This window comes from Ideonella sp. P3_A4, assembly GCF_056403075.1.
This window is the reverse complement of sequence record NZ_JBFUGE010000481.1, coordinates 1-4,595: the sequence shown is the minus strand read 5'-3', so window position 1 is coordinate 4,595 and position 4,595 is coordinate 1. Positions and strand designations below refer to the sequence as shown.

4 protein-coding genes are annotated in these 4,595 nt (G+C 68.4%); 1 reads left to right on the top strand and 3 read right to left on the bottom strand.

The window, feature by feature from the left end; genetic code table 11:
• The 3 genes from eutC to eat form a co-directional block, all read right to left on the bottom strand.
• Positions 1-748 (bottom strand): ethanolamine ammonia-lyase subunit EutC (eutC, locus tag AC1DYI_RS27260; protein ID WP_477207256.1); only part of this gene is annotated, 748 nt, incomplete at its 3' end.
• Complete coding sequence (locus AC1DYI_RS27255) at positions 745-2,163, bottom strand: ethanolamine ammonia-lyase subunit EutB (RefSeq protein WP_477207255.1); 1,419 nt, start codon at positions 2,161-2,163, stop codon at positions 745-747. The genes AC1DYI_RS27255 and eutC, both read right to left, overlap by 4 nt.
• A 24-nt stretch (positions 2,164-2,187) precedes the next feature.
• Positions 2,188-3,564, bottom strand: coding sequence for an ethanolamine permease (gene eat, locus AC1DYI_RS27250; protein ID WP_477207254.1), 1,377 nt, complete (start codon positions 3,562-3,564; stop codon positions 2,188-2,190).
• 140 nt (positions 3,565-3,704) lie between these two features.
• Between eat and AC1DYI_RS27245 the strand changes: the two genes are divergently transcribed.
• Positions 3,705-4,595, top strand: an 891-nt coding sequence (locus AC1DYI_RS27245; RefSeq protein ID WP_477207253.1) for a helix-turn-helix domain-containing protein, incomplete at its 3' end; no start/stop codon positions are given.

Genomic DNA, 4,595 nt, shown 5'->3' with positions numbered 1-4,595 from the left:
CTTCGCTTTCGTCCTTCAGTGCAACGCCCGTGAGCTGACGTGCGCGGGCGGCGTTGAGCAGCCAGGCGGCTCGGTGGGCCGCGTCGTCGTAAGGCAAGCCTTCGGGCCGGACGTTCGAGATGCAGTTGCGCTCGGCGTCGCTGCGCCCGGGCCGCGGCGCCCAGGTCAGGTACAGGCCCAGGCTGTCGGGTGAACTGAGGCCTGGCCGCTCGCCGATCATCACCAGCACCGCCGACGCCCGCAGCAGCGCGCCGATCTCGTCGCCAATGGCCACGCGGCCCTGGTGGACCAGCACGACCGGCGCCAACGACCACGGCGGGTTGGCGCTGCGCAGCAAGGGTAGCAGTGCAGCCAGAAACGGGGCAGCATGACGCTCGACCGCGAGGGCAGACAAGCCGTCTGCGATCACCAGGGCGAGGTCGCAGCCCGATCCGGCGGCCGGTGCCCGCAGCGCCGCGGCGGACGTCTCGTTCAGGCGGCGCCCACGGTCCGGCCGTTGCAGGTAGGTCGGGCGGTCAGCCGCTGCGCTGTGCGCCACCCGGGTCGATAAACCCATGGCCTGGATGGACTGGGCGGTGCTGTCAGTGTCGAAGGCTCGGTGCACGGCATCGCGTGCCTGGGCGTGCGCCAGCTGGAACGCGAGCTGCGGCTCGGTCGGCATGCTGGTGCCGCTGCGCCCGAGTGCGATGCGCGCCGGCGTGAAGCGCCGCAGGCTCGCCCAGGGGTTGGAGACGACCGGTGGTTTCACGACCGGGGCAGCAGTTGGGCGAAGCCGGCGGGCATTGCGTCGGCCAGCGGTGCGAGGTGAGCTGCACGGCGCGGGTCGAACACACCCATGCGTTGCAGCCACGCTTCGAACTCCGGCGCGGGCCGCAGGCCGAGCACACGGCGGGCATACAGCGCGTCGTGGAASGAGGTGSTCTGGTAGTTSAGCATCACGTCGTCSGAGCCCGGGATGCCCATGATGAAGGTGACCCCCGCCACGCCCAGTAGCGTCAGCAGCACGTCCATGTCGTCCTGGTCGGCCTCGGCATGGTTGGTGTAGCAGATGTCGCAGCCCATCGGCAGGCCCAGCAGCTTGGCGCAGAAGTGGTCTTCGAGCCCGGCGCGGATGATCTGCTTGCCGTCGAACAGGTACTCCGGCCCGATGAAGCCGACCACGCTGTTGACCAGCAGCGGCTCGAACCGGCGGGCCACGGCGTAGGCGCGGGCCTCGATCGTCTGCTGGTCGCAGCCGTGGTGCGCGTTGGCCGACAGCGCGCTGCCCTGGCCGGTCTCGAAGTACATGACGTGGCGGCCGCGCTGGCCGTCATCGTCGAACACACGACCGCGTTGCAGGCTGAGCGCCGCCTCGCGGGCTTCGGCCAGCAGCGCCAGGTCGAGACCGAAGCTGCGGTTCGTGGCTTCGGTGCCACCGATCGACTGGAACACCAGGTCGACCGGCGCGCCTCGCTCGATCGCCTGCAAGGTGTTGGTCACATGCGTCAGCACGCAAGACTGGGTCGGGATCTCGTACTGCTCGATCACCGCGTCCAGCATTTGCAACAGCCGGATCACCTGCGGCACGTTGTCGGTCGCGGGGTTGATGCCGATCACCGCGTCACCGCTGCCATAGAGCAGCCCGTCCAGCACRCTGGCCGCGATGCCTGCCGGGTCGTCGGTGGGGTGGTTGGGCTGCAGCCGGGTCGACAGGCGGCCAGGCAGGCCGATGGTGCCGCGAAAGCGGGTCTGCACGTGGCACTTGCGCGCGACGAGGATCAGGTCCTGGTTGCGCATCAGTTTGGACACGGCGGCCACCATCTCGGGCGTCAACCCTGGCGCCAGCGCGCGAAGCGTATCGCTGTCGGCCGTGTCGGACAACAACCAGTCGCGCAAGCCGCCGACGGTGAGGCCGGCGACCGGCGTGAAGGCCGCGGCATCGTGGCTGTCGATGATCAGCCGGGTGACCTCGTCGGTCTCGTAGGGAACGATCGCTTCTTGCAGAAAGCGGCTCAGCGGCAACTCGGCCAGCGCCATCTGTGCGGCGACGCGCTCTTGCGCAGACTGGGCCGCCACGCCGGCCAGGTGGTCGCCCGAGCGCTCGGACGACGCCCGCGCCAGCAGGGTGGCGAGGTCCTCAAACTGGTAGTTCTGAACGCCGATTCGGTGCTGAAAAGCGGGCATGTGGGGCAGGGCGCGCGGCCGATCTCACGCTGCAGACTGCAGTGTGCTCCCGGTGGCCTGCGCGCGCCCAGTCAGCCTGAAATAGGCGTAACCGAGCAGGCCGAGCGCGAAGAACAGGCCCGCGACCAGCGGGTTGTAATAGACCATCGTCACCAGGCAGATCACGGCGGCAGCCAGCGCGAACGCGGGGAAATAGGGGTACAGCGGGGCGCGGAACGGCCGCACCATGCCGGGCTCGCTGCGGCGCAGTTTGAACAGGCTGGCCATGCTGACGATGTACATCACGATCGCGCCGAACACGCTCATCGTCACGATGTTGGCGGTCAGCGTCTGGCCGCCGAACGAGATGAGTTGGTCGCTGAAGATCGCGACGATCCCCACCCCACCGCCGGCGAGGATTGCCCAGTGCGGCGTGTGAAACCGCGGGTGCACCTGGCCCAGCACACCCGGCAGCACGCCGGCGCGGGCCAGCGCAAAGATCTGCCGCGAGTAGCCGAGGATGATGCCGTGGAAGGACGCGATCAGCCCGAACAGCCCCAGCCACACCAGCATGTGCAGCCAGCCGCTCTGCTCGCCGACGATGATCTTCATCGCCTGCGGCAGCGGGTCGTTGATGTTGGCGAGCTTGGTCCAGTCGCCCGCGCCGCCGGCGAACAGCATCACACCGGCCGCCAACACCAGCAGCGTCAGGATGCCAGCGATGTAGGCGATGGGGATCGAGCGCTTCGGGTCTTTCGCTTCTTCGGCCGCCATGGCAACGCCCTCGATCGCCAGGAAGAACCAGATCGCGAACGGGATGGCGGCGAACATGCCGGAGATCGAGGCGGCGCTGAAGCCGTCCTGCCCCGACCAGCCGCCCTTGGCGAAGTTGGCGATCGAGAAGCCCGGCGCCACGACGCCCATGAAGACCAGCAGTTCGAAGATCGCGATCAGCGTGATCGCCAGTTCGAAGGTGGCGGCAATCTGCACGCCGGCGATGTTGAGCGCCATGAACACGACGTAGGCGCCGACAGCGGCCAGCTTCGGGTCCAACCCCGGGAACTGCACGTTCAGGTAAGCGCCGATGGCCAGCGCAATGGCTGGTGGCGCGAAGACGAACTCGACCAGCGTCGCGAAGCCGGCGATGTAGCCACCGGTCGGGCCAAAGGCGCGCCGGCTGTATTCGAACGGCCCGCCGGCGTGCGGGATCGAGGTCGTCAGTTCGGTGAAGCTGAAGATGAAGGTGGCGTACATCAGTGCGATGAAGCACGCGGTGATCAGAAAGCCCAGCGTGCCGGCCGAAGCCCAGCCGTAGCYCCAGCCGAAGTACTCGCCCGAGATCACCAGCCCGACGGCGATGCCCCAGAGTTGCCAGGTGCCCAGCGACTTGTTCAGGGTCGGGTGAGGGGTCGTGGGGTCCATGCAGTCCTCCAGGCAGGGTGGGGCGCTCAGCGCCCGGGCGGTCACCGCTTGGCTCGGCATTTGCTTGGCCCGGGCCACGGTGGCGTGGGCAAGGGTACGAGCGGCAGCTGGATGAGCGTTATCGAGAATCGGCAAACTTCATGAGCACGATCGGCGCGCACGATGCACCGGCATGGCGAGCGGCCTGGCAGCACCAGTCGCTGCTGGCTCATGACGTGGATGAGCACGCCGCGTGTTTGAACGGCTGGCACCAGCAGTACGACCAGCTGACGGCCGGTGCCTTCGTCGGCCAGCTCGACCAGCTGTCCACCGGGTCGGCGCAGGTGTTTCGCGAGCGCACCAGCCAGGCCTTGCGCCAGCGCTGCGAGGTGTGGCCGGGCGCGGTGTGGTGCGGCATCACCACCGTGCACGATGGCTCACGCATCAACGGCCGGATGGTCGGCGAGCACGGGGTAATGGTGTGTGGACAGCCMGCTCAGTTTGAGCTGGTGAGTCCGGCGGGGCACGACATCCTCGGCGTCGTGATCGACCGTGCGGCGTTGCAGCAGCACGCGCAGGCGCTGGGCGTGGTCATCGCCTGGCCGATGGTGGACCGGGCGCCATGGCTGCAGGTCACCGGGCCGCAACGTCGGTTAGCACAGGCCCGCTTGAGGGCGGTGCTGGCGCTGGCGGGTTCAGCGAGCGATGCTCATCAGCAGACTGCGGCGGCTACGGGCAGCCTGGAGCAAGCCTTGCTGGACGCCGTGGTCGACCTGCTCGAGCGTCCAGCCGAGCCGGAGGCAGTGCGGTGCAACGCCACCGTCCGCCGTCACGTCGTGCAGCAGGTGCATGAATGGATTGCCGAGAATCCCGCCGAGGTGCCCAGCGTGCCGCAACTGTGCGTGCGCCTGCACATCAGTCGCCGCACCTTGCAGTACGCGTTCGAAGCCGAGACGGCGATGAGCCCGAAGGCTTATCTGCGCAGCATTCGCCTGAACGGTGCGCGGCGTGCGTTGCGAGGCGGCGAGGGCGCAGTCACCTCGGTGCGCGAG